At 48.9% G+C, this 22580-nt stretch carries 10 protein-coding genes; 5 read left to right on the plus strand and 5 right to left on the minus strand.

From position 1 onward, the window contains the following. Positions 1 to 5: 5 nt before the first annotated feature. Complete coding sequence (locus ACLHR0_RS22105) at positions 6 to 2156, minus strand: alpha-glucuronidase family glycosyl hydrolase (protein WP_436489556.1); 2151 nt, start codon at positions 2154 to 2156, stop codon at positions 6 to 8. A 155-nt stretch (positions 2157 to 2311) separates the two neighbouring features. Beyond that, positions 2312 to 3352: a LacI family DNA-binding transcriptional regulator gene (locus tag ACLHR0_RS22110; protein ID WP_370912897.1), complete on the minus strand. Its 1041-nt coding sequence runs from the start codon at positions 3350 to 3352 to the stop codon at positions 2312 to 2314. A 314-nt stretch (positions 3353 to 3666) separates the two neighbouring features. On the opposite strand from ACLHR0_RS22110, the gene ACLHR0_RS22115 reads away from it, so the two are divergent. Genes ACLHR0_RS22115 through uxuA form a run of 4 tightly spaced genes read left to right on the plus strand, consistent with a single transcriptional unit; the run spans position 3667 to position 12446 of the window. After that, entirely contained in the window at positions 3667 to 6738 is a 3072-nt protein-coding gene (locus tag ACLHR0_RS22115; RefSeq protein ID WP_436489558.1) for a SusC/RagA family TonB-linked outer membrane protein, read from the plus strand. Positions 6739 to 6761: 23 nt separating this feature from the next. Beyond that, on the plus strand, positions 6762 to 8450 hold the full coding sequence (locus ACLHR0_RS22120) for a RagB/SusD family nutrient uptake outer membrane protein (RefSeq protein ID WP_436489559.1): 1689 nt from the start codon (positions 6762 to 6764) through the stop codon (positions 8448 to 8450). Between the two features lie 30 nt (positions 8451 to 8480). Further along, positions 8481 to 11243: a beta-galactosidase GalB gene (galB, locus tag ACLHR0_RS22125; RefSeq protein WP_436489561.1), complete on the plus strand. Its 2763-nt coding sequence runs from the start codon at positions 8481 to 8483 to the stop codon at positions 11241 to 11243. 33 nt (positions 11244 to 11276) lie between these two features. After that, positions 11277 to 12446: a mannonate dehydratase gene (gene uxuA / locus ACLHR0_RS22130; protein ID WP_436489563.1), complete on the plus strand. Its 1170-nt coding sequence runs from the start codon at positions 11277 to 11279 to the stop codon at positions 12444 to 12446. A 16-nt stretch (positions 12447 to 12462) separates the two neighbouring features. On the opposite strand, the gene ACLHR0_RS22135 is transcribed toward uxuA, so the two are convergent. Genes ACLHR0_RS22135 through ACLHR0_RS22145 form a run of 3 tightly spaced genes read right to left on the minus strand, consistent with a single transcriptional unit; the run spans position 12463 to position 18858 of the window. Further along, positions 12463 to 13473, minus strand: coding sequence for a GntR family transcriptional regulator (locus ACLHR0_RS22135; protein ID WP_436489565.1), 1011 nt, complete (start codon positions 13471 to 13473; stop codon positions 12463 to 12465). Between the two features lie 12 nt (positions 13474 to 13485). Further along, positions 13486 to 16227 (minus strand): alpha-d-galacturonidase, encoded by a 2742-nt coding sequence (locus tag ACLHR0_RS22140; protein ID WP_436489567.1) that lies wholly within the window; start codon positions 16225 to 16227, stop codon positions 13486 to 13488. A gap of 6 nt (positions 16228 to 16233) precedes the next feature. Then, on the minus strand, positions 16234 to 18858 hold the full coding sequence (locus ACLHR0_RS22145; RefSeq protein WP_436489569.1) for an alpha-L-fucosidase: 2625 nt from the start codon (positions 18856 to 18858) through the stop codon (positions 16234 to 16236). A 449-nt stretch (positions 18859 to 19307) separates the two neighbouring features. Here ACLHR0_RS22145 and ACLHR0_RS22150 point away from each other — a divergent pair, with 449 nt between their 5' ends. Beyond that, a complete protein-coding gene (locus ACLHR0_RS22150) occupies positions 19308 to 22544 on the plus strand; it encodes a SusC/RagA family TonB-linked outer membrane protein (protein ID WP_436489571.1) in 3237 nt (1078 codons plus the stop codon). Positions 22545 to 22580 lie beyond the last annotated feature (36 nt).

Genomic DNA, 22580 nt, shown 5'->3' on the forward strand with positions numbered 1-22580 from the left:
TGTGGTTAAATACCCGGTGCAAACGGGAACCGCAGGCTTTTATAGTACTCCAGTGTTTTGCCTGGTTGTTCGTACGACGCCGGTATGGGCATTTTGCTGAAGGTCTGAAAATACAATATACATGCATTTCTCCACCAGATCGCCTCTTCCTGTTGAATTTTCAGCAACATGGTTACCTGTTCAAATCTTTGTGGATCTACAAATGGCTGTAAACTTTTCCAGGTATCCTGCATTTTCCTGGCGCGTTCAGCCCCTTTATAATATTGATAACATAGTTCTTCCCATAGGCTGTTGCCGCTTTTCATCCGGAAATTCCAGGGCACATGATGAAACCACAACAGGTATTTTTCATCGCAGGTTTGCCTGTTTTCCCATTGCGCCCGCGCTGCCGGCTGGTATTGCGCAAGGGCATTGCTGCCGGTAGCAGTACGGTCAAAACCGATGCCCGCGCTATCCGCCTTGTGATAATAAACGGGATTCCATTCCGGGCGCTGCTGGTTATTTACCCAGGGCGCAGGTCCGTAGTGGTGACTGGTACCCATAATATGATGCAGGCCAAGAGGATTGGAATATTGTACAATGATGTCGCGGCTTTCCAGCATCAGGCGGGAGGCGGCTTTCAGGAATGAAGGATTATTGTAGTAGGTCATCCGCAGCCATTCGTCTGCAACCTGTTCGCTGGACAAAGTATGATCCCACGCGAGGCGGCCAAGTGCATACCAGTTGGCCTGCGCAAACGGATGACCGCACCAGTTAATGTCATTGCCAATATTCGCCACACCGGCCATGCCTGTTAAGGAATGATGATCCAGGCTGCCGTCGATTACCTTAGCAACGGTACTGCCTTTGCCCTTAGCGTAGGTGTCGCTCTCCAGCGTTTCCTTAAACAACGGCGCCAGGAATACCAGGCTGGTAGCCTGACCCAGGTATTCCTGCGTTACCTGGAACTCCATCATCAAGGGTGTTTTAGGCATGGCGCCAAACAAAGGATGAAAAGGTTCCCGCGGCATGAAATCAATCGCCCCGTTTTTCACCTGTACCAATACGTTTGACCGGAAGGTACCATCCAGTGGAACAAAATCATCATAGGCCTGCTTATGGCGGTCTAACGGGTTCTCGTGACTGTAAACAAATGCGCGCCAGATAATCACGCCTTTAAAAGGAGCGATGGCATCTGCGAGCATATTGGCGCCGTCGGCATGGGTGCGTTTGTAATCCTGCGGACCGGGTTGTCCTTCGCTGTTGGCCTTCACCAGGAAGCCGCCGAAGTCCGGCACATAGGTATATATTTCTTTTATTTTTTCCTGCCACCAGCGCTTAACTGACGTATCCAGCGGGTCGGCGGTTTTTAGTCCGCCGGTTTCCATAGGCGCGCTGAACCTGGCGGTGAGATATACTTTGATGCCATAAGGCCGGAGCACATCCGCCAATGCTTTTACTTTTTCCAGGTAAGGTTTGGTGAGCACAAGGGCATTCGCATTTACGTTGGTTACTACGGTACCATTAATGCCTATGGATGCATTGGCTCTTGCATAATCGATGTAACGCTGATCAATATAACCAGGCAGCGTATGCCAGTTCCATATAGAAGAACCCGCGTAGCCCCTTTCTACAGTCCGGTCCAGGTTATCCCAATGATTCAGCATCCGGAGCCGGATCTTCGGTGCGGAAATAATATTTAACTGCTGAATGGGTTGCTCCGTTTGCAGCAGGCGCAGGAAATGAAACGTGCCATACAGCACTCCTTTTTCCGAGTTGCCGCTGATGAGGATGCAACGTTTACCGTTCAGTATTTTAGAGATAATAACAAATCCTTCTTCACCGGCCTGTTGCAGCGGTATGGAAATCCCGGCGTTGCTGATCAGGGAAGAGGAGCGGGGAGTGCCAGCAATGATAGCGCCGTTGCGGTTAATGGCAGCGCCGTGAGGGATGGTGGTGTGCAGCAAACCCGACAAGCCTGCCGACAGTTCATTGCTTACAATATCCATTGTAGCGGATGATCTGCCGGTGATGATGGTGGTAATATTTTCGCGGTAGGATTGCAGCAATGTTTTATTTGCAACAGGTGTATATCTCAGCCAGAGATCATATCCGTTTTCTCCTTTTGTGATGAGAAAACAGCAGAGGCATCCTATCAATAACGTGAGTTTTTTCATACCGGCAATAACTATTTTATGTTGCTGATAAAGCTACCGGAATAGCTCATCATCATCGTGGAATAATTCTTTCATAACGGTTCCAAAATAACGCAAATAGCCGCTTTTTACGCACCATTTTCGCAATCGGTTGCGTAAATATCATAAAAAAAAACCTATTCCCGTAATTTTTTCAGGGAGGAAGCCCGGATCACCATTTCCGCGCGGAGTGTAATGGCATCGGTGGTATACAGGTTGCTGATCCCTTTAAGGTGGTTAATTAAATAGGTAGCGGCGGTATCCCCGATGCTGTTGCCGGAATAGTCCATGGTAGTGAGGTTGGGCTCAATCACCCGGCTGATGGGGTCATTATTAAAGCCGGCGAAGGCAATATCCTCCGGGATACGCAGGCCGGCGGCTTTAAGGGCCAGCATGCAATATACGGCGGCCGTGTCGTTGGCGGAAAATACCGCATCCGGGCGCTCGCCGGCGGGCAGGTCCAGGATATACCTGGCGGCGTCTGTCCCCGCCTGTTCTGAAAGCGTGCTGGTTAAGTAAAGCTTTTTGCTGAAGGCGAGGTGGTGATCGTGAAGCGCCTGCTTGTAGCCGTTCAGCCTTTCCTGGTAAACGTTCCGCAATAAATTTCCTCCCAGGTGCATGATCCGTTTGCAGCCTTGTCCGATCAGGTGTTTGGTAATATTATAGGCCGCTTCCTGGTTATTGATGCCAACGGAGGTGCTTTCCTCATGAGGGAACACGCGGTCGAAGAACACGACCGGTATTTTTCGTTTGAAGAAGGGCTCCAGGTGGTTAATGTCCTGTGTATTGGAGGAAAGTGAGATGAGGAGTCCATCCACTCTTTTATTAAACATGGTAGCCGCATTGCGTTTTTCCTTCTCCACATCTTCCAGCGATTGCGCAATAATGAGGTTGTAACCATGCCGGTTGGCGGCATTTTCCATACCGGCCAATGCCGACGACATGAAGTGACTGTTCAGTCGCGGTACCAGTACGCCCAGCGTATGCGTATGCCTGCTTCTTAAACTACTCGCAAATGTATTGGATTGATAACCAAGCGATTTTGCAGCCTCCACGATCTTTTTCCGGGTGTTTTTGCTGATCATGGGATTGTTTTTCAACCCCCTGCTGACCGTGGCGGCAGAAACATTCAGGTATTTGGCTATGTCGTATATCGTTACTTCCCGGTCCTCTGACATTTTAGTACAGCTTGTTTCTCAAAGGAAATGAACTTTTTCTGAATAAAAAAATGCAATCGGTTACGTAAATCTGATTTTTTCTTATATTCGTTTCACAGAACAAACCCTGACCATCAGCCAGCGATCAATTTTTTTACGCAAAACGCCCGTTATGAAACAACTGAATGATCAACCAAAATCAAGAACTGTAGCGCTCATCTTTTTACGGGCGTCCCTGATCACTTTATAGCTTAATAAAAAGGAACAACCACGATAGACAGATTCCATCTCTTCCTTTTCCATTTTTTATAATTGTCTAAACGACATTAATCGTTATGAAAAAAACTGAAAAATTAAAGCACAAACCGGGCATAGTCAGGCTGTCGATCAGCCGCATATTGACAATCGCTCTTTTTACCGCCTGCCTTTTAGCCAGGCCGCCCCTTTCATTGGCACAGGACAAAGCGATCCACGGACGAGTTACCGGCGATGGCGGCGACCCCGTTCTCGGCGCCTCCGTAGCCATAAAAGGCACGAACAAAGGACAAACCACCAATGCCAACGGTGAATTTTCTTTGGTAGCCGCCAAAGGCGCTGTCCTTATTATTTCCAGCATCGGGTACGCCAGCCAGGAAATCCGGGTGGAAGACAACACCACCATAAAAGTGCAACTCACCGCCGCTACAAAAGATATCGGGGAAGTAGTAGTAGTAGGATATGGAACGCAAAGAAAAAAGGACTTAACCGGCGCCGTTGCCAGCGTAAACCTGGAAACACTGCGTGAAGCGCCCAACACCAATATCGGTCAGTACCTGCAGGGAACCGTGCCAGGGTTAAACGTAGGTATCGCTACCGTTGCCGGCGGCACCCCACCCATTTCCATCAGGGGACGGGTAACACTCAACGGTAACCAGAATGTGCTGATCATTCTCGATGGCATTCAATACACCGGCTCCCTTTCTTACATCAACCCAGATGATATCGCTACCATTGATGTATTGAAAGATGCCAGCTCCACCGCGGTTTACGGCGCACAGGCATCTAACGGGGTGATACTGATTACTTCGCGGAAAGGAAAGATCAACCAGAAACCACGCATCGCATTTTCTACTTCCTATACCAACCAGTACCCAACCGTAGGCAACCTGAAACCATACGACCGCGAAGGATATCTTAACTATCTGAAAGAAGCATTTTACGATAAAGCTTACCTGGGTCCGGACTATACAACACCTAACCCCAACTTCAAAATTGAAGATGTAGCAGATAACAGTATCCGCAGCCCGCAAGGCGGACTGCTGCCCAATAACTACGATTGGTTTGGAGAAGGCACCAACACCGGCACCATCGGGGAAACTAACCTCAGCATTTCCGGCGGCGGCGACCGCGTTACCTATTTACTGTCCGGCAGCCTGGTAGAGCAGAAAGGTTTTATCATCAACGATAAGTTTAAAAGAAAATCTATCCGCGCCAACATCGAAACACGGCCTTTATCCTGGTGGAAAGTAGGCCTGCTGTCCTCCGCAGCATTTATCAACCAGGATGGCGCAGAGCCGTCTTTCGGCAGCCTGCAACGTATGACGCCCCTCATCGTTCCATATGATACCTCCGGTAAACTGATACCGTTTCCTATGAATACGCTGGAGCCAAATCCATTCACTACCTATAACGTAGACGACTACGACAGAACAAACTATTACTTCGCCAATATCTACACAGATATAGATTTTCCGTTTTTGAAAGGGCTCAACTACCGGATGAACTTTGGTAATAACTACCGCTTATCAAAACACTTTTTTTCCAGTATATATGACGCCGGACAAACAGGAAGAGCCTACAAAGAATTCCAGGATTATTATGACTATACCTTTGATAATATTCTTACTTATTCCAAAACTTTTGGCAGTCATGATATCACCGCTACGTTATTATATGGCGCCGTAGGAAGAAAGTTCAACAGCACCCTTTCTGAAGCAAGAGGATTTCCGCGGCTGACACTTAGCTACAACAACCTTTCCCAGGGCAATATCCAGCTGGCACAGTCGGATGCATGGGAAGAGAACCTGGCTTACCAGATGGCGCGCGTCAACTATAAATTCCGGGATAAATACCTGCTGACCGCCATCCTGCGCCGCGATGGCTTTTCGGGATTTGCAAAGAATAATAAATATGGCACCTTCCCCGTACTGGCACTCGGCTGGATAGCATCAGAAGAAAATTTCATGAAGGGCGTAACGCCGTTCAACTACCTTAAACTACGCGCTGGTTACGGCGTAACCGGCAACCAAACATCGCGCTATACTTCTATCGCACGGGTAACCACCAGCGCGGCTTATGTGTATGGCGATGGCGGTACCACCGCTTTTGGTCAGCAGGTAGCCTCCTTAGGAAACGATAACCTGAAGTGGGAACGCACAAAGGGAATGAATGTGGGCGTTGACTTCGCCGCCTTCAACAGCAGGCTGAGTGGCAGTTTGGACTATTACCGGAATAATACCTACGATTTGTTGTATAGCGTGGCTATCCCCGGCGTAACCGGCTTTAGCAATATTTACACGAATCTCGGCCAGATCCGTAACGCCGGCTTTGAAGCCGCTTTAAACTACAACGTCATAGACAAAAAGGATTTCAAATGGTCGGCCACCTTTAATTTCTCCGCTAACAATAACAAGATTGTTACCCTTACAGGCGTGGATGCCAACGGAGATGGCAAAGAAGACGACCTGGTATCCAGTTCATTATTTGTGGGTAAATCCATCAGGGCCATATACGACTACAAATTAGATGGGATCTATCAGCTCAATGATACGAGGATTCCAGGCTTCCCGGTAGGCTCAGTCAGGATCGTAGATCAAAACAAAGACAATGATATTACCCAACAGGCCGACAGGGTATTTCTAGGCCGGCAGGAGCCTGCCTATCGTATGAGCTTATTGCAGACTTTTTCCTACAAAGCTTTTACCCTCACCTTATTCCTGAATTCAGTGCAGGGTGGTAAAGATGGATACCTTGGCAATAACAACCCGTCGTTTTTCCGGGAAGACAACAGCATCAGAGTGAATAACCTGCAGGGCATCGACTTCTGGTCGCCCTCCAATCCAACGGGTAAATATCCAAGGAATATCTCCGGCTCCCGTGCGAAAATTGAACCTAACATGTACCAGGACAGAAGCTTTGTAAGACTGCAGGATGTGTCGCTGTCCTATAACCTCGCCACTTCGCTGCTGAAGAAATTCAAGGCACAATCAATCAATCTGTATGTGAGCGGCAAAAACCTTTATACGTGGACCAACTGGGAAGGCTGGGACCCTGAAGCCAACGACAACGACGGTAATCCGATGGGATTGATCATCGGCGGAAGGCCCGTTCTCAGAGGTTTCACCGTAGGTCTGAGTATTGTTTATTAATCCACGTTGTAAAAATATTTTTTATGAAGACATTATATCGGATATCACTCATATTAATGCTTTGTTCACCCGCGACTTCCTGTAAGCATGATTTCCTGGATGAAAAAGCGCTGTCGTTCCTCAGTACTTCCAATGCCTTTAAAACAACGGAAGATTTTGATGCATCAGTAAATAACCTATACGGGTTGGTTAGAAGCGAGTTTTATACCTCCAGCGACTGGCAGCCTATGCATTATCTCTACAGAACGGATCTGGCGGTGGAAGTGGCAGTAGGTAGTAATCCTAATCTTTCTGCAGAATTTGGATCAAACGGGGTACTCACCAATAACCACTGGAGCCAGCTATATAAAATTGTAGCAGAAGCCAACACCATTATCAGCCGCATTCCCGCTTCGCAGCTGTCGGATGCCAACAAAGTAATGTTTGAGGCGAAGGCAAAGTTCTTTCGTGCATTGGGTTACAGAACGCTGGTATATTTATATGGCGGTGTGCCACTGGTACTGAATGAAATAATAGGAGAGAAAACAGATTTTGTAAGGGCCACAAAGCAGGAAGTTTTAACGCAGATAACAGCAGACCTGAAATTTGCGGCTGCCAACCTGCCAGGGATTACGGCGGTGAAAGATGGTGAAGCATCCAACCTCGCTGCGCAGCACCTGCTGGCGGAAGTATGCCTCGCCAACGGTAAGTTCCAGGATGCGGTAACTGCGGCATCTGTAGTGATTGACGATCCCGCCACCGATCTGATGAAAACGCGGTTTGGCTCACGGTCAACCGTTACGCCCGGCGATGTATACTGGGATCTGTTCCAGGCAAAAAATCAGAACAGGAAAACTGCCAATAACACAGAAGCGATCTGGGTAGTGCAGCTTGAAACAGATGTGCAGGGCGGATCTGCGGTGTCTACCGCCATGGCGGGCAATTACCAGCTGGAGCGCGTACACGTGCCGTTGTACCGCGATATGCGGGTGAACGGGGTGGCATTGTTTCAATGGCCTATCGGCGATTATACCGGTGGCAGGGGTGTTGGTTTTTTACAGCCCTCAAAACATTTTGCGGATGAAGTATGGCAAAGTGATTTTAATAACGATATCCGGAATGCCAATCACAATTTCGTAAGAGAAGTGGTGGCTACCAACCCGGCAAGCCCGTTTTTCGGACAAAAAATTTCTACACAAAATCCTCCTCCGGGTGCTAACATCACTTTTCCTTCAAGGGTGTTTTATCCGTATCAGTCGAAGGCAACCACGCCGTTTAATCACCCCGCATCACTCTACGTGAATCCGGGTTCATCTGATCCTATCAAGAAGTATGAGTTGAAAGCCACGGCAGGCGGCACGTTTGCCGACCAGTATATTTTCCGGCTGGCTGAAACCTATTTGCTGAGAGCAGAAGCCTACCTTGGCCTGGGTAATGCCGGCGCCGCCGCAGCAGATATAAATGTAGTGCGCTCACGCGCCAATGCTTCACCTGTACTCGCAGGAGATGTGACGATTGATTATATTCTCGATGAAAGATTAAGAGAGTTAGGAGTAGAAGAAAAAAGAATGCTGACGCTGATGCGCCTGGGTAAACTGTATGACCGGGTGAAAAGGTATAATCCTTTTTACGGAGCGAATATGGAACCACGCTTTAACCTCTGGGCGATTCCACAGGGAGAAATTGAAAGAAACAGAAGTGCTGTACTGGAGCAAAATCCGGGTTACAATTAGTCGTATTTTTAAGAAGATAAACCTGGATACATGCATGTTAATTTATGGCCGGGGATATTCCGGTATGTGTTTCGTAGCACTGTTTATATGCTGTTATTCAGCTCATGGACCGGGAGCAGCTGTAAAAGCGCCCGGTTAGTGCAGGATGCAAACAGCGTACGCCAGGAATCAACGTCGCTCAGAGAGCACATTAGCATCAACAACGACTGGAAATTTTTCCGGTATACCGGGGAGCCGGATAAACTGATCTATGATGTGCGCCCCGGGGTGACCGACCGGAACGATAATGTGGTAGCAGATTCCAGGCCAACTGAATCAGTGGCGGTAAACGCCTCCTCGCAGGTATTAAAGAATTGGATACTGCCTTCCGGCAATGACTTTATTGCCGATCCTGCCAAACAACATCAGCGCCCGCAAGGCAAACCCGGCGCTGATTTTCCGTTTGTGCAAAACAATTTCGATGATCATAACTGGGAGTCTGTACAACTGCCGCACGACTGGGCCATCAAAGGACCGTTTTACAGCGAGCCCGATGCCATCGTCGGCGGTGGAATGGGGAGGCTGCCTGTTCACGGAGTGGCCTGGTATCGCAGGAAACTGGATATCCCTGCTACAGATAAAGGAAAAGTTATTTACCTGGACATCGATGGCGCCATGTCGTATACCATGGTTTGGCTGAATGGCAACCTGGTGGGCGGATGGCCCTACGGCTACAACTCCTTCCGCCTGGATCTCACACCCTATATCAATCCCGGCGGGGATAATCAACTGGCCATACGGCTGGACAATCCCACTAATTCAGCCCGTTGGTACCCCGGCGGAGGCATCTACCGCAATGTGTGGCTCACGAAAGTAAACCCGGTGCAGGTGGCACAATGGGGAACATTTGTTACCACTAAAAATGTTTCTGCCTCATCTGCTACGGTCGATGTGGTGGTTCAGGTCAGCAATAAATCGGACCATGAGCAGCAGATCGAAGTAATCACGGACATCTTCACTGCCGGGGAAAAAATAGCGACCATACCTGCGTCAGCGGTTACCCTGAAAGCCGGCGCCACGCACAAGTCAGCAGGTTCCGTGATACTGCAACATCCACAGCTGTGGGGACCGCCGCCAACGCAAAAGCCCCATCTTTATACAGCGGTTACACATATCATCTCCAATGGCAAGCCGGTCGATGAATATCGCACCGGTTTTGGTATCCGCGCACTTACATTCGATGCGGTAAAAGGCCTCCTGGTAAATGGTGCGCGGGTTCGCATACAGGGCGTTAACCAGCACCACGATCTGGGTGCATTAGGCGCGGCATTTAATGTACGGGCAGCAGAAAGACAGCTGGAAATACTCCGGGAACTTGGCTGCAATGCCATCCGGCTGGCGCATAATCCACCGGCGCAGGAGCTGCTGGATTTAACAGACCGGATGGGATTTTTGGTAATTGATGAGATATTTGATAACTGGGAAAGGAAAAAAACACCGCTGGCTTTCCACCTGATTTTTCCCGACTGGTATGAACCCGATACCAGGGCTTTTATCAGGAGAGACAGGAATCATCCTTCGGTGATTGCCTGGAGCTTTGGGAATGAAGTAGGGGAGCAGTATACAGCGGAACAGGGAGCCGCGATTGCAAAAAAGCTGTATGATATTGTAAAGGAAGAAGATAGTACCAGGCCGGCCACCGCATCTATGAACTATGCAAAGCCGGGTATGCCTTTTCCCGCTGTAATGGATATATTGAGTTTGAATTACCAGGGAGAAGGAATACGCGATGCGCCTGCCTATCAGCAATTGCAGGGCATCCGTACATCACCGCTGTATCCCGCCTTTCAACAGCAATTTCCCGGTAAAATGATCTTCAGCAGTGAAACCGCCTCCGCATTGAGTACCCGGGGCACGTATTTATTTCCGGTTTTCGAGGGGATCAGTGCGCCTGTTGGGGAAGGAACGGGCGGCAGCGGTAAGCTGCAACAGGTAAGCGCCTATGAGCTTTATACGGCTGCATTTGGTGCATCGCCCGATAAAGTATTTGCATCGCAGGATAAGCATCCTTATGTAGCCGGCGAATTTGTATGGTCGGGTTTTGATTACCTTGGAGAACCCACGCCCTATTATTCCGCACGCAGTTCTTATTCCGGCATTGTAGACCTGGCCGGGTTTAAAAAGGACCGCTTTTACCTGTATCAATCCCGGTGGCGACCAGACTATAAAATGGCGCATATCCTGCCGCACTGGACATGGCCGGAGCGCGTGGGCGCCATCACCCCGGTACATGTGTTTACATCGGGAGACGAAGCGGAGCTGTTCCTGGATGGAGTATCCCTGGGCAGAAAGAAGAAAGGTCCTTATACCTATCGCCTCCGCTGGGACAGTGTTGTTTATAAACCCGGCGTACTAAGCGTGGTGGCCTACAAAAACGGCGTCGTATGGGCTGCCGACACGGTAAGAACAGCCGGTGAGGCAGCACAGTTGCAGCTGATCGCCGACCGGGATAATATCCGTACCGACGGAAAAGATCTTTCATTTATCACCCTCCGTGTACTCGACGGCGCAGGTGTACTGGTACCGCGGGCCGGCAACCGGATCCGCTTTGAAGTATCCGGACCAGGCGAAATTGTCGCCACCGATAACGGTGATCCGGCCGACCTGCAATCTTTTTCTTCTACAGAAAGAAAAGCATTTAGCGGGCTGGCCATGGTCATTGTCCGCGCAAAGCCGGGAACAACGGGACCAATAAAAGTAACGGCGCAATCACCCGGCTTAACGCCGGCACAGGTGATATTAAACGCGCCATAGTAGGCAACATTTCTTGAGTAAAATAGCATCGCTATGTTAATGCATGAAACCATGCGCTGGTTTGGACCGCATGATATCGTTAGTTTAAAAGACATCCGGCAATCTGGTTGTGCCGGTGTTGTTACCGCATTGCATCACATCCCGGTGGGAGATGTGTGGCCGGTGGCAGAAATTCAACAGCGGAAATCCCTCATTGAAGCCGAAGGCATGAGCTGGACGGTGGTGGAGAGCCTGCCCGTAAGTGAAGACATAAAACGGCGCAGTGGGCATTACCAGGTTCATATAGAAAATTATAAGAGGAGTTTGCAACACCTTGCCGCCTGCGGTATTCAGGTGATCACCTACAACTTCATGCCGGTGCTGGACTGGGTCCGCACGGATATCAGCTACACGATGCCCGATGGAAGTAAAGCGCTCTACTATGAACGTGCCGCTTTTGTAGCCTTTGATCTTTTTATGCTGAAAAGAAATCAGGCAGAAAAGGATTACAGCGCAGCTGAAATTGAAGCAGCGGAAAGATGGATGCATGCGCATACCGAAGCACAACAAAACGAAGTATTCCGGAATGCGTTGCTGGGGCTGCCGGGCAGCACCGGCCGCTTTTCGCCGGAAGAAATTCTGGCAGCGCTGGAAACATATAAAGATATCGACGCCGCCACATTAAGGGAGCACTTAATGTATTTTTTGAAAGAAGTGGTGCCGGTAGCGGAACAACTGGGGCTGAAGATGGCCATACACCCGGATGATCCGCCTTATGCGGTGTTGGGATTACCCCGCGTGGTCAGTTCAGAAGCTGATTTACTTGACATTGTGAACGCGGTTCCGTCACCCGCAAACGGACTGTGTTACTGTACCGGCTCACTGGGCGTACGGCCCGGTAACGATCTTACCGGGATCATTCAGCGATTGGGCGCGCACATCCACTTTCTTCACCTGCGGAATACCCGGCGAGATGAATCCGGGAACTTTTTTGAGGCAGCTCATTTAGATGGCGATGCTGATATGGTGACTATAGTGCGTGAATTATTACTGCTGATGCAACAGCGGAATATTTCCCTGCCGGTACGGCCTGATCATGGCCACCAGATGCTGGACGATTTGAACAAGACTACCTATCCGGGTTATTCCTGCATAGGGCGATTGAAGGGGCTTGCTGAACTCCGGGGGCTGCAAACCGGTCTAGCCCGTGTGCTCCAGCTGTAATGCGCTGCTTCGTATCTTAAAACGAGGGGCGCTCTATCAGTTTGCAGGGGTTTTTTAAATGCTGTTTCTTTTTATTAAGCACCATGTTAATGATGTTGGTCCCCATCTTTGTAAAATCAGTGGAAATGGTGGCAATACCATTGGCAGCAATTTCTTTAATGGGGATCTCATTATAGGAAATGATGCCAATATCTTTTCCAAGCTTAAAGGATAATGCGGTGATCCGTTTTACAAGATGCACAAGATCCCCGTCGTGTACCAGTATATATAGTTCCCCGGTTGCCAGTGGCTTATTGCCAACATGTGTAACCACCGCTGAGCGGAGACCGGATTCCCGGCAGAACCGCCGGAAGCCATTCTCAATTTGCTTGAGGTTATAGAAGGCAGGTCCCATTACCAGGACCAGCTTGTTGTACTTGCGACGGATCTTTGTTAAGTGCTGCTGCAACACCTGGTAAATATCTTCATGAAAATACTGGCAAACAGAAGGATACCTGGCGCCCCAGTCGCGGTAGCCAAGATCAAGAATATAAACCTTCTGCTGCGGCAGTTGCTTTAATGAAGCGGCAATGTCTTTATCTTTAATAGGCATAATAATGTACGCCGTGTATTTGCCGTTACTTTGCGCCAGCAGTGTATTAAACAATGCCACGTTGTTATGGTGGAAGTAAATATTCACTGTGCCTTTGCCGGCTATCGTGTTTTTAATGCTTTCATATATTTCTTCTTTATAGGCCGTCAGGCTGTTGAACAATACAAAGATGTTGTGCCTCGATTGTGTATTTGTGCTGGCTACAAAGAATCCTTTATACTGCACTGCTGATACCAGTCCTGCCTGTTTCAGGCTGCGGAAGGCCTGCATAACGGTTTTAGGGGCAATGCCGGTGTTGTCGCTCACCTGGTTTACAGAAGGGAGCCTGTCACCGATCTTTAACTGGTTGTTGTCGATAGCATTGATAATAGATTGTATGATCTGTTGATATTTGGGGGCCTCGGAAGTGTGATCGAGTGAAATAATTGACTTCATATGTTGCGATGTTTATTCTTCAAATAACCAATCCAGGCGCTGAACGCTGTCTGCCGCGGCACCGGCGCTGATCTCCTGTTTGCCATCCATAAAGCCCAACACCAGGCAGGCGCCTTTCCCCAATATAAGGGTATGCTTCCCTGCATCAAAATAATACGTGTGCAGGTTCACCGGTGGAAGGGAAGGGATGGTTAAGGCATGCGCCATCCTGATGGCGGCTTGCCCGTGATCGTCGGCGCTGGCATCTGTTTCCAGGTCAGGTGGCCTCAGGTAGTTTTTTTCTTTCGTATCAAAATATCCTATTACTGCTTTTACCGGTTGTGTATTACTGAATTGAAGCGTGGTGCCTTTTTCCTGTTGCTGCTGCATGGAAAACGGTAATGCCTGTAAGCCGGTTAATGCCTCGTCGGCGGTTTGTATGCGAGCGTCTTTGTCTGTAAACGGCCGTTGTTGCGCCACCGGCTGATAGTACCCGTTAACAGGTTGTAAGAAGTTGACCTGCACCGGGTGCAACCGGGTAATTATCGTGTGCCCGTTAGCGTTATCACCATGTTGTGATATATTTTTGAGTGAATCAAGATGTTGTTTGAAGTTGCGTAATTCTGCTTCGTAATATGGCAGGAGCTCTACCCATGTTTTATTTTTTCCGTTATCACCGCCAACAGGCACTTTTCTTTGCTGGGTTTGCATGCTGTTGGCATAGAGATAAGTATCTTTTGTAAGATCTGCCAGCTCTTTATAGTGTACCACGCTTTGTTGCAGAAAGGGCAGGGCTTTCTGCAGGTCGTTGTTATCATGCGAGTACCGGTACCGCAATACATATAAGGCCGCCTGTACTTTCGCATTAAAGTAACGGGCCAGCGCCTGGTAGCAGTACATATCATTTTTTATGCGCGCAAATTCCGCGGAGTTTTGCTGCACCGTGGCTGCTGCTTTATCAATAGCCGCCACGGCACGGTCGCCGTGTTGGATAATTTCCGTAATAACCTGCACAGGTGTTTCTCCGGTATGGGACTGATGTTGCCATTCTTTTTCCGCATAGGTAGTCAGCGTTTCTCCTGCAGGACCGTCGGAGTCATACAGGTCGGCCCATACACGCCACCTCGAAGGATTCACGAGCTGGCTCATCAGCATACCCAGTGTAAGCGTTTGCCGGTTACCGTTAGTAATGCCAAAACGCCGCAGGAGCTTGGGGGCTATTTCCCCCGCTTGTTCATAGGCTTCCAGTATATTCTTACCGGATTCCCGGCCGCCGAATTGCGCATCCAGTAAGCCGCTCCAGTAGCGATTTTCCTCCTCCCGGTTGCGGTGGCAGTTCCAGGCATACCGCGCCCATGCCTGGTACCAGAGCCAGTCGCGATCTACCTGCAATAAACGCGGCGTTGCCTTATCCGCGGTATATGGCCAGTCCCAGTAAGACGCCTGCGGATACAGGTGCAGGCCGTTGGCCCCGTGGATGCTATGCATGGCCTGCACGCATTTTTGAATGAACGCGGTGGCGCCATACCGGAAAGGTTCCAGGTTGGCGAGGATATGTACATTGTCGATGTCAACAGTCAACCGGCTAAGATCCCGGTGCATGGCGGCCCATGGTCCCCGCGGGGTATAGGTGGTTAATGCTTCGCCGTTGTATTTATTTTCGGTATAGAGGTTAGGATATAACGGAAGGGCTGCCTGCATTACCTGTTGCGGATTGGTGTCATGTCCGCGCAGCACAATCGGCGGGAGGGTGGTTTTACCTAATGCGCGTAACCCATCCTTTACACCGGGGATAATGGTTTCCGTAAACCATTTCACGTCATCTTCATCACTCATGGCTTCTCCCAATGTTACCAGCAACCCTACGTTGGGATACTCCGCTACAAAGGCGGCAATGGACTTACGGGTGTAATCTGAAATAAGCGGTGTTACCGGCCGTTTGCGGTCCTGTGTAACAAGACCATGCTTTTCTGCAAAAGGTTTGGACAGGATAATATTGTAAAACATCTGGATCACCCATATGCCGCGTTTATCGGCTTCCGTTGTCAGGAAATGATACATGTCCCTGTTCTTCCGGAAGGTGGCGCTGTCTACTTCCACCGCATAGGGATAATCTTTCAGGCGCACCAATGATGCAAACGGATGACCGTTCCACAGGTAGAGGGAATTCATGCGGTTGGCGGCGAGCATGTCCAGGTATTGAATCCACAATGCCTTATCATAAAACCACGGAAATTCCTGTGGCGTATAGGGATATTCATATACATTCCTGCCAGGCAGGTAGGTGGCTTTTTGTATACCTATGCAGGTGCCGCGCAATACCATTTCCGGTTGGTCGGTGATGTTTAGCGCGGTGGGTAACGCCCCCGCAGCGCGGATCCTGCCGGCCATTTCGAGGCAGCCATATAAGGTGCCGCTGTTGTCGGCGCCTGCAATCAGCGTATGTTGCTTACCGGTAGTGATCACAAAACCTTCTTTACCGGGTGTGTTGTTAAGGGAGAATTTAAACTGGCGTATAGCCGTTTGGGTAAGTGTATCAACAAGTGCGCCTATTACTATCGTGGATGCACCCGTAGGCAGGTTGCGCTGCGTGCTGGTTTGTACATGGTACCCGGCTGCCTGAAGGGCTTTGCTTAATTGTTCCATGCCGTATTGCACCCTGGCGGCAGGGTGGGGGCCGGTTACCAGCCATATGGATTTGTCACGGCCTGCCTGGCCGGAGGCATATAACGGTAACAGGCCCACGAAAAAGAGAATGCTGAGAAGTCGCTTCATACCTGTTTAGTTCGTAGTGCTGATATTATTTCCTATTTCTTCCAGTGCCTGGCGGTTCAGTTTTACGCGAACCATACCGATGGGATGAAAACGTTTATCATTATTAATGGCGGCGTATAGTATGGTATAGTCGTCGTTTCCTTCCGGTATCAGGCAAAGCGGTGTTCTCATGATATCCCACCACTTTTTTACTTTGGCCTGGATCGGTAAGTAACGTGCAGCGGTCCAGTGAAGGCCGTCTTTGGAAAGCGTATAGCCCATCATGTTAGGAAGGTGTAATCCGAACCCTTCCGGGCCGCCGTCAAAAATAGCGATGTATAGTCCGTTGGGCAGTTTGCTTACAAGCGGGTTTTCAACAAACCAGGGATGAATGGAAGTCACAGGATTTATGCTGCTGTCCATGCGGGTCCACGGCCCTTCCAGGGTAGAAGACCGGGCGAGGCCGATGAACCAGCCTTTGCCTGATTTTGCGGGATAGTCTTCCTGCCTGGCGTAAGGATAAGCGCCTGCATAAAACGAGAACCATTCCTTCCCAACAGGATATGGAAAAAAGGAAGCTACGCCCTGGCGGCCTTCCCAGAGTTGTGTATCCAGGCCGGGTTCCATCACGATGCCTTTATCCGTATAAGGTCCGCCAATGCCCTCAATGCCTTTTTTTACCGATTCTGCACGCCAGATCCTTCCAAAGGAATGATTCGGCTCAATATCTTTATGCACAGTATAGGCAAGGTAATATCCATACCAGCGTTGATGTGTTTCGCTGTATACAGGGATAAACGACCACAGTGCAGCGCGGCGGTCATTTATAGGATTATCGTCTGCTGTCAGCGCATATTGCCCGCTGGCCTGGTAAAGTGTTTTTTGCCGTTTCCAGTGTACGGCGTCCGTGCTGGTCCAGTGCCCGATGCGTGTTTTCACCCGGTCGTAGTACGGCGGCATACCTGCCTGTCCTGCTCTTTCGGTAGGAAACAAATGATAGGTGCCGTTCACCTTCACACAGGCGCCTCCTTCAAAACCGCCCTGGATGCCGGTTGTACCGGGCATGCCTTCATTGATCACCGGGGTATCGGGACCGTCTATAATATCAAACAGTGGTGTTTCAGTTTTAAAAAAAGGGGAACCTGCCTGTGCATGGTTCCCCTGCGATTGGGACATTTGTTGCCCGTTCTCGTTCACGTTATGATTAGAGTCTTTAAGTACAATCCTGAAAACATAGGCGATGTCGGAAGGTATCCTGGTTTTCGCAGGAATCGTGAGTGCCAGTCCCTGTTCCTCGATGCGGAAAGGACAATTCTCCAGCGATTTTAATCCCAGCAGTTGAAGGGATTGTATGCCGCCGCCCATACTGGCGTTGTTCAGCGCCTTCAGGTGCACCGTCTTGTTATCGCCCGGCCAGTCCAGGAAAACAGCATACAGCGTATCTCCTTTACGCGTGTAGTGTACCCGTTGACCCTCTCCGGTGGTTTCTCCGTACACACTGAAAGGACGGGTGCCATAAATTGCTTCGCCATTGGCCCACATCCATTTGCCTACCCGGAACATTACTTCCTGCTGGTTTTGCGGAATGCGGCCGTCGGATGTTGGAGATAAGTTCAGCAGCAGTTGCCCGTTCTTGCTCACCACTTCAATGATCTTATGCACTATTTCTTTTGGGGAGCGGATCTCCATTCCTGCTGTATATCCCCACGACAGGGCAAAGCCGGTGCCAATGGAATAATCGCACAGCCAGGGTTGGGCGATGATGTGGTCTGGATTGCTGTTTTCATGGTCCACCATCCCGATGCCTTCCGGTATATCATTTCCTTTGTAGGTCATTGTCACCTCCTGTCCGCGTTGCCCGGCATCATTAAAGTAATGCGCCAGGTATCCTTTGATGAATTGCTCCGGGATATTTTCCAGCCAGGAGTCAAAATACATGATGTCGGGATGATATTTATCCACTACTTCATTACACTTTCCCTGCCACATCTTCAGCCATGCCTCATGCGGCATGGGCGTGCCATATAGTTTGGCATATTTTGGATCTGCCGCAGCCCATCCGGGTTTGGGCTTTACATAACCATAGTTCAGTTCATGATGCAATGACACGAAAAACTTCATGCCTCTTTTACGGATGGCTTTTTCCAGTTCACCTACCACATCGCGGTGGGGGCCCATTTGTTTGGCGTTAAAAGGTGTCAGTTGGCTGTCCCACATGGCAAACCCGTCGTGATGCTCACCTACAGGCCCGGCAAACCGCGCCCCGCTTTTTACAAACAGGTCGGCCCATTCATCTGCATTGAAATATTCCCCTTTGAACATCGGGATAAAATCATGATAACCAAATTTTGACAGTGGTCCATATAATGCGATATGCCGCTGATACGTGCCCAGTTTGGAATAACCCGAATCGGCATGCATATGCGAATAGTAATGTTCATTATTATATGCAGGAACGGTGTACACTCCCCAATGGCAGTAAATACCAAATTTCGCATCACGGATCCATTCCGGCACTTCTTTATGTTGCTGAAGTGAATTCCACTCAGGTTGATAAACAATATTTTTTTGAGCAGATGATAACTGGTAAAATAAGATGATCAATAGCAGTAATAACCCCTGCCGGTATTTAAACAGCATTGTATTCTTCATAACCTGGATTTAATGAAACAGCAGTCAGGATTGTAAGAGGAAGACCAGGTTGATAATAAAAATATAAATAGTGAATGTGACGGGTAAACTTTTTTTAATCACCTCAACTTTTACCAAGATAGTGTTTTTTATGAACTATGGTATACTATGGTATACTTTTTTCCAAAATAGATTCCCGGCAACGATGCCGGCAACGATTGCGTAAAAAAAAACGGGTGATATACCTTTTTTAAGTAAATATTTTTCTAGCTTGATCCCAGGATATACTCCTCAAGAATTCCGGGAGTAATTATCAGAGGGGAACAGCGTCTCTGATTGTAAAGGAAAGACCATAAAAATTCCTTTGTTATGAAAAATAAAAATTCCATTCCTGTCTGCAATGTTATTATTGTCTGATAGACACTAATCTATTCTGTCAACTCTTATTGTCCATCTAAATCATTCAATCAATGATTAATCAGCTACTTCCTGGTAAGCCATTTACCACAGGGGCGATCCTATTACTGCTATTCTTTTATATATGTGCCTGTATCCCTGCTGTATCTGCGCAAGCGCCAGCCCCTATCACCGTAAGAGGAAAAGTATTATCAGATAAAGGAGAAGAAATTCCCGGCGTCACCGTCCGCGTTAAAGGCGTTTCAAAAGGCTCCATCACCAATGCTGATGGCAATTACACCATCCAGGTGCCCAACGGCAAATCGGTGCTGGTGTTTTCTTTTATCAGCCACGCCCCGGTAGAAGTAGCGGTGAACGACCGCCAGGTGGTGAACGTCACCATGAAAAACGGCACCACAGATCTCTCCGAAACAGTAGTAGTAGGTTACGGCACACAAACAAAAGGACACTTAACCGGCGCCATCACTACTATCAAAGCCAAAGAGGTGGAAGACCTACCGGTAGGCAATCTTGGCGCCGCACTGCGAAGCCGCGTGCTCGGCCTATCCGTCAGTGGAGGTACCGCACGGCCGGGCTCACAGGCCACATTAACGATCAGGAATCCTGCCACTTTCGCGAAAGATGGTGGCTCCACAGACCCGCTGTATGTAATCGACGGCGTGATCCAGGTGACCGGCGACGGTAAAAATGATGCGGAACAATTCAATAACCTCGACCCCTCCGAAGTGGAAAGCATCAGTGTCCTGAAAGATGGCTCCGCAGCGATTTATGGCTCCAGGGCGGCAAACGGCGTAGTGCTGGTAACTACCAAACGCGGCCGCGCAGGCGCGCCCCGGATCAGCTACAGCGGCTCCTATGGTATCAACGATGAAAGCTACCGCACCAAAATGCTCAGCGCCTACGGCTATGCACAGTATATCAATATCATGAACGGACCCTATGGTGAAAATAAAGACACCACAGATCAGAACGCGTTTTTCTCCGCCGATGAACTGGAACATTTTAAAACAATTAACCACGACTGGCTCGATCCCGTGTGGCAAAGTTCTTCCAACACGCGCCATACACTGAACATCAGCGGCGGCACGGAGAAATCCACTTTTTTTGCCAGCGGATCCTATTATTCACAGAATGGAAATTTAAGCAGTCTCGATTATAAAAAATGGACCTTCCGCGCAGGCGGGGATATCACGGTTGCATCTGGACTGAAGGTAGGATTGCAGGTATCCGGCAACTGGTCGGACCAGGTAAGGACCTATAACAAAATAGGCAACGAAAACGAGGAAAACGACTACCGCAACCTGCTCCTCGCGCCCCGCTATATCCCGTCTTACGTAGATGGCTACCCGGTAAAAATACCAGGCAGTGATAAACTCTCCGGCTATCATTTTTACGAAATTGAAAGATTGAAGAATCTCTCAGAAACAAAAGATAAAACACTCGCGGTAAATGCATACGCGGAATATGAACTCCCTTTTCTGCAAGGATTAAAGGCCAGGGTGAACTATGCGCGCTACTTTACCGGGACAAACGCTTCACAGATAGGCACCACCTATAAGCTCTATGACTTCAACCGTACCGGTACAAACGCACATATCTATGATGACGGGGCCACGGTGAAATTACCCGGCGCAACATACGAAAATGGTAACCGGCTTTATTACTCCAATTCAAACGGAGAATCAGAACAGGTGAACTTCACGCTCAACTATGCCCGCGCATTCGGCAAACATAATATCAGCGGCCTGTTCTCTGTTGAAAAAGGAGAAGCCTATGTAAAACAGGAAGATGTATGGAAAGAAAAGCCCATAGCCGGTACCAATGGCCAGTTTGGCAGCGCTTTCGGCGCCATCGATGGCAGAACATCAGGAGCAGAATCCGGTACACTGGGTTATATAGGCCGCGTTAATTACAGCTATGCAGACAAGTACCTGGCAGAATTCCTGTTCCGCACAGATGCTTCCACCCATTTCGCACCCGAAAATTACTGGGGGTCATTTTATTCTTTGTCAGCCGGCTGGGTAATCTCCAATGAATCTTTCTTTAAATCTTCTATAGTTAATTATCTCAAATTAAGATACTCCGCCGGCCTGTTGGGTAAAGATGATACAAAGGCATGGCAATGGCGGCAGCGCTACAGCTTCCAGGGCGGGAAAGGAGCCGTGTTTGGCGGTAATGCAGATGTAACAACAGGTATGAAGATGGAAGCCTCGCCTAACAGGAATGCTACCTGGAGTAATGAGTTCAAAAATAATCTTGGTATAGACGCGCGTTTCCTGCAAAACCGCCTCTCCCTTACCATGGAAGGATTCTATAACAAGGGAACGGATTTATTGATGGAAAGAACCGCTACGGCGCCTCTCACCGTAGGCGGAAGTGTGGCGGCAGAAAACTGGGGCAAGATGGACTTCTTCGGCTATGAAGTAAGCCTGGGCTGGAACGACAGGATCAGTAAAGATTTTAGTTATGGTGTGGATGCGCGTTTTTCCTGGTATGATAACAAATGGAAACAGGGAAATTTCGCCGCCACAGATGCTTACTATCCCTGGAATAAACAACAGGGACAATCGGATGATAACGGCATGTGGGGATACGATTACCAGGGCATGTTCAAAACCCAGGGAGATATTGATGCTTATGTAAAACAATATAACATTACTTCCGTGTTTGGCACAGAAGCAAAAGATCTGAAGCCTGGTATGTTATACTACCGCGATGTAAGAGGAGCGCTGAAAACAGATGGCACCTTTGGAGGACCGGATGGTGTCATTGATGAAAATGACCAGATCCGGCTGGCGAAAAAAGCCAATAACCACTACGGCTTTGGCTTCACTTTTAAAGCCAATTATAAAGGCATCGGCTTCGATTGCGTAATCGGTGGCTCTTTCGGTGGCTGGGCAGAAATTGACGGTGATTCCAGGGAGAAGATGGATAATGCCATCGACCGGAACTTCCAGAGCAGACCGGCTTACTGGGAAGATATCTACGATCCGGAAATAAATCCCAATGGAAAATATCCAAATCCAAACTGGGAAAGTATTAGTCTCGACCGCGCTTCCACCTTCTGGAAAGTAAGCGCTTTCAGGATGGGAATGAGAAGCGTGAACCTGAATTACAGCCTGCCTCCGCGCGTTATTAAGGCATTGCGCATCAATAACGCCCGTTTTATCTTGTCGATGCTGAACCCGGTACAGTTCTTCAATCCGTTCGACTATAAAGCAGCGGAAGGCGCTTATGATGTTTTTCCAAACCTGAGAACTTATTCTTTAGGTGTTAATCTGACACTCTGATTCGTTTACGAATTGATCTATAACGTTATGATAAAT

Origin of the sequence: Chitinophaga sp. ARDCPP14 (assembly GCF_051362515.1) — a bacterium.
Classification (GTDB): Bacteria; Bacteroidota; Bacteroidia; order Chitinophagales; family Chitinophagaceae; genus Chitinophaga.

Coding starts and splice junctions, on each gene's coding strand:
- ACLHR0_RS22110 (WP_370912897.1), bottom strand. CDS start 3,352: ATGTCAGAGGACCGGGAAGTAACGATATACGACATAGCCAAATACCTG.
- ACLHR0_RS22135 (WP_436489565.1), bottom strand. CDS start 13,473: ATGAAGTCAATTATTTCACTCGATCACACTTCCGAGGCCCCCAAATAT.
- uxuA (WP_436489563.1), top strand. CDS start 11,277: ATGTTAATGCATGAAACCATGCGCTGGTTTGGACCGCATGATATCGTT.
- ACLHR0_RS22145 (WP_436489569.1), bottom strand. CDS start 18,858: ATGAAGAATACAATGCTGTTTAAATACCGGCAGGGGTTATTACTGCTA.
- ACLHR0_RS22115 (WP_436489558.1), top strand. CDS start 3,667: ATGAAAAAAACTGAAAAATTAAAGCACAAACCGGGCATAGTCAGGCTG.
- ACLHR0_RS22120 (WP_436489559.1), top strand. CDS start 6,762: ATGAAGACATTATATCGGATATCACTCATATTAATGCTTTGTTCACCC.
- ACLHR0_RS22150 (WP_436489571.1), top strand. CDS start 19,308: ATGATTAATCAGCTACTTCCTGGTAAGCCATTTACCACAGGGGCGATC.
- ACLHR0_RS22140 (WP_436489567.1), bottom strand. CDS start 16,227: ATGAAGCGACTTCTCAGCATTCTCTTTTTCGTGGGCCTGTTACCGTTA.
- ACLHR0_RS22105 (WP_436489556.1), bottom strand. CDS start 2,156: ATGAAAAAACTCACGTTATTGATAGGATGCCTCTGCTGTTTTCTCATC.
- galB (WP_436489561.1), top strand. CDS start 8,481: ATGCATGTTAATTTATGGCCGGGGATATTCCGGTATGTGTTTCGTAGC.